We start from the raw sequence: 4,248 nt of genomic DNA, 5'->3' as shown, positions 1-4,248 counted from the left end.
CGCCGCGCCGCCCCCGCCACCAAACCACGCCGCTGTGGTGCGCGCCCTCCACACCCCCCCCCCCCCCCAAACCCCGACCCCTTAGCCGTACGTGAGCTACGAGTACATGGCGAGCCAGATGGCGACGTAGTGCGAGGTCGCCGCCAGGACCGTGCACGCGTGGAAGTACTCGTGGTAGCCGAAGGTCTCCGGCCAGTGGTTCGGCCAGCGCGAGGCGTAGAAGATCGCGCCGACCGTGTAGAACAGGCCGCCGACGCAGAGCAGGACCAAAGCGGCGATCCCGGCATGCGTGGCCAATTCGGGCAGGACGAAGACCGCGACCCAGCCGAGTGCGATGTAGATCGGGACGCCGAGCCAGCGGGGCGCGTGCGGCCAGAGCATCTTCAGCGCGACGCCCGCGACGGCACCGCCCCAGACGACCGCGAGGACGATGTAACCCGCCGGCTGTGACATGGCCAGCAGGCCGAACGGGGTGTACGTGCCCGCGATGAACAGGAAGATCATCGAGTGGTCGGCGCGCTTCATCCACTTGTACGCCTTGGGGCTCCAAATGCGACGGTGGTAGAGCGCGCTCACTCCGAAAAGGCCTAAGACCGTCAGGCCGTAGACCGAGGTGGCCAGCGTGGCACGGGCGGACACCGTGGTCGCCGCCAGTGTGATGAGCGTTGCGGCCCCGGCGAGCGCGAAGAAGAACGACCAGGAATGCAGGTGTCCCCGCAGGCGGGGGCGCGAGTCCACTGTTCGTTCGGGTTCGGTCGATACGGTCACTCACCCAGGTTACGGGACCGTAGGTTCAATGGCAGTACTCGTGGCGAGTCACACTTCCCGGACCAGCCCGTGTTTCTCGGATCTGGTGCGTGAGAGTCGTGATCCAGGTTGTTCCTGGCGGTGCCGTGGCATCGCCCTCGTACCGGGTTGTACTCGGGTGATGTCGCGGTGCCGCCAGGGACGACCTGGGCGCGGCTACCGCGTGCCCGATCTGAGAAACACGGGCTGAGTGCGTAGTCTCCTCTGGCGTGAGTCTCCGGTCCTTCATGTCCAGCATCGTCTACAGCGCCTACGGGCGGCGGCTGATCCAGCAGGCCGCCGGCAAGCACCCGCGGCATATCGCCATCATGCTCGACGGCAACCGCAGATGGGCTCGCGAAGCGGGCTTCACCGATGTCGCGGACGGGCATCGGGCGGGGGCGCAGAAGATCGCCGACTTCCTGCTCTGGTGCAACGAGGCCGAGGTCGAAGTGGTCACCATGTGGCTGCTGTCCACCGACAACCTCAACCGCCCCGCCGAAGAGGTCGGGCCGCTGCTGCAGATCATCGCCGACGTCACCGAGGAGCTGGCCAAGCCGGAAAACCCCTGGCAGCTGCGTATCGTCGGGGCGCTCGACCTGCTGCCGGACGACATCGCGAAGCGGCTCGTGGCCGCCGCGGAGCAGACCGAGGGCCGCAAGGGCATGGAGGTCAACGTCGCCGTCGGGTACGGCGGGCGGCAGGAGATCGCCGACGCGGTCAAGAAGCTGCTGCTCCAGCATGCCGACGAGGGCACGTCGATCAGGGAGCTCGCGAAGATACTGGACGTCGACCACATCTCGGAGCATCTCTACACCTCGGGCCAGCCCGACCCGGACCTCATCATCAGGACCTCGGGGGAGCAGCGGCTTTCCGGATTCTTGCTCTGGCAGTCGGCGCACTCCGAATTCTGGTTCACGGAGGCCTACTGGCCCGCATTCCGCCGTGTCGACTTCTTGCGTGCGATGCGTGATTACGCTTGGCGACACCGCCGGTTCGGCAACTGATTCGGCGCGGTGCCGCTTATCGTGAAACGGTTTCCCGTAACGGCGTTACGGGAAACCTTCGATGCTCATGCGGTACGCATAAAAAAGCAGGGCCCCGGGCGAATGCCCAGGGCCCTGCTTTCAGCTAAGCGCTCAGTGCTTGCTCAGCGAGTGGAGGATCAGCGCCGGGGTGGTGGCGATGCCGGCGTAGGCACCGGCGACCACGGCGGCCGCACCGTAACCCAGCGCGCCGCCACCATCCATGAACCAGGAAGCGGCGTCGCTGAAGGTGATGTGGTCGTCGTGGCCGCTCGTTTCACCGGCGGGGGCGGCCATTGCGGTGCCGCCGAGCACGGTCATGGTGATTGCGGTAGCGGCAACGACGCCGGCAAGCTTCTTCACTGTCAACACACTCCTAGATGTGAGATTCGGGGTCCGGGGCACCGGAGATCCGGTGGTGTGTCCCGCAACACGAAAGTTACTAGGTAATCTGGCGTCATGCGTCACCGATGACACCATTGTGTGAGTCCAGAATGGATTCTTCACTCGGCAGGGTTGAAATCAAGGAACTGAAAGTGCGGGCAAGATCGTCACGTGATAACGCCTGTTTACCGGCAATTGTTTACACAAGTGTCCCATGATCCATTCGAACGGGTGTTCCCGGTACGGGTGGTCCATCACTCAGAGTAACTTCCACCCGTGGTTGATGTCCCGCGACCAACAGTGAGATGACAGTTCGGCGAATCACCTGTGTGGCTGCCTGCACGAAATCCAGAACGCAGGTAACTTTCGCAGTGAGGGTTCGCGTCCCATGCGGATCCTCGCGGGAGGCCCTGGTCGTGGCTGTGGCAGATCGGGTGGCGAAGCCACTCATGAAGCGCGCGAGGGGGCCGGCACCCGGCCCTCGTGGCCGTACGACCTGACAAACCGTCAGGGAGAACGGACCAGCCAGGGAAGTGCCCGGCCCAGCGAGTGGCGGGCGTGGTGCCCACGCCCACGAGGGAGATGCCGTCGTGACTGCGCAGCGTTTACCCCGCAAGGCCTCTGGCCGTTCTTCGACCGGTGCCTCTGGCACTGAGAAAGCCTCATCCGAGTCCCAGCCGCACACCTATGTGCTCGACACGTCGGTACTGCTTTCGGACCCATGGGCAGTGACCCGATTCGCCGAGCACTGTGTGGTGCTTCCGCTCGTCGTCATCAGTGAACTGGAGGCGAAACGCCACCACCCCGAACTGGGCTGGTTCGCCCGTGAAGCCCTGCGCATGCTCGATGACCTGCGCCGTCAGTACGGCAGGCTCGACGCGCCGCTCCCGATCGGGGAGGAGGGCGGCACCATCCAGGTCGAGCTGAACCACACCGACCCGACGGTGCTGCCGGTCGGCTTCCGCACTGATTCGAACGACCACCGCATCCTCGCCTGCGCGCTGAACCTGGCCGTGGAGCGTCCCGGCGTCACCCTGGTGACGAAGGACGTCCCGCTGCGGGTCAAGGCGGGCGCTGTCGGCCTGGACGCGGACGAGTACCGCGCCCAGGAGGTCACGCCGTCCGGCTGGACCGGGATGGCCGACGTCGACGCGCCGCAGACGCTGCTCGACGCGCTGTTCCACACCAGCTCGGTCGACCCGGTCGAGTTCGGCTTGGACGAGGTCGCCGAGATGCCCTGTCACACCGGGCTGCGGTTGCTCGCGGGCAGCTCCAGCGCGCTGGGCCGGGTCACGGCCGACAAGCGGATCCGGCTGGTGCGCGGTGAGAAGGAGGCGTTCGGGCTGCACGGACGGTCGGCGGAACAGCGCGTGGCGCTGGACCTGCTGCTCGACTCCGACGTCGGCATCGTGTCACTCGGCGGGCGCGCGGGCACCGGCAAGTCGGCGCTGGCGCTGTGCGCCGGCCTCGAATCGGTCATGGAACGGCGTGCGCACCGCAAGGTCGTCGTGTTCCGGCCGGTCTACGCGGTCGGCGGGCAGGACCTCGGCTACCTTCCCGGCTCCGAGAGCGAGAAGATGTCGCCGTGGGCGCAGGCCGTGTTCGACACGCTCGGCGCGCTGGTCAGCCAGGACGTGCTGGACGAGGTCTTCGACCGGGGCATGCTCGAGGTGCTGCCGCTCACGCACATCCGTGGCCGCTCGCTGCACGACACGTTCGTCATCGTGGACGAGGCGCAGTCCTTGGAGCGCAACGTGCTGCTGACCGTCCTCTCGCGACTCGGCACCGCGTCGCGAGTGGTGCTCACGCACGATGTCGCCCAGCGCGACAACCTGCGGGTCGGACGGCATGACGGCGTCTCGGCGGTCATCGAGAAGCTGAAGGGCCACCCGCTCTTCGCCCACGTCACCCTCACCCGCTCCGAGCGCTCGCCGATCGCGGCGCTCGTCACCGAGATGCTGGAGGATCACGGCGCATAAAGACTCGTGGGCGGGCCGCGCGGGTGTGCCACCCCCGACCGCCCCCCCGCCCAGGTACAACGCCCCCGGCCGGG

The 4,248-nt window shown here is 66.8% G+C and carries 4 protein-coding genes; 2 read left to right on the top strand and 2 right to left on the bottom strand.

Annotated features, from left to right (window positions below; all coding sequences use genetic code 11):
- Window positions 1–96 precede the first annotated feature (96 nt).
- Window positions 97–738: a hemolysin III family protein gene (locus tag ACFV15_RS14655; protein ID WP_378350863.1), complete on the bottom strand. Its 642-nt coding sequence runs from the start codon at window positions 736–738 to the stop codon at window positions 97–99.
- A gap of 296 nt (window positions 739–1,034) precedes the next feature.
- Here ACFV15_RS14655 and ACFV15_RS14650 point away from each other — a divergent pair, with 296 nt between their 5' ends.
- A complete protein-coding gene (locus tag ACFV15_RS14650) occupies window positions 1,035–1,793 on the top strand; it encodes an isoprenyl transferase (protein WP_378350861.1) in 759 nt (252 codons plus the stop codon).
- Between the two features lie 132 nt (window positions 1,794–1,925).
- On the opposite strand, the gene ACFV15_RS14645 is transcribed toward ACFV15_RS14650, so the two are convergent.
- A complete protein-coding gene (locus ACFV15_RS14645) occupies window positions 1,926–2,174 on the bottom strand; it encodes a hypothetical protein (RefSeq protein ID WP_378350837.1) in 249 nt (82 codons plus the stop codon).
- A gap of 710 nt (window positions 2,175–2,884) precedes the next feature.
- On the opposite strand from ACFV15_RS14645, the gene ACFV15_RS14640 reads away from it, so the two are divergent.
- Window positions 2,885–4,174: a PhoH family protein gene (locus ACFV15_RS14640; RefSeq protein WP_378350859.1), complete on the top strand. Its 1,290-nt coding sequence runs from the start codon at window positions 2,885–2,887 to the stop codon at window positions 4,172–4,174.
- Window positions 4,175–4,248 lie beyond the last annotated feature (74 nt).

Origin of the sequence: Amycolatopsis sp. NPDC059657 (assembly GCF_042734395.1) — a bacterium.
GTDB lineage: Bacteria > Actinomycetota > Actinomycetes > Mycobacteriales > Pseudonocardiaceae > Amycolatopsis.
The sequence above is the reverse complement of the archived record's forward strand: the minus strand, read 5'-3'. Positions and strand labels throughout refer to the sequence as shown.

Excerpts from the sequence above, each read along its gene's own strand:
- ACFV15_RS14650 (WP_378350861.1), top strand. The coding sequence starts at position 1,035 with ATGTCCAGCATCGTCTACAGCGCCTACGGGCGGCGGCTGATCCAGCAG.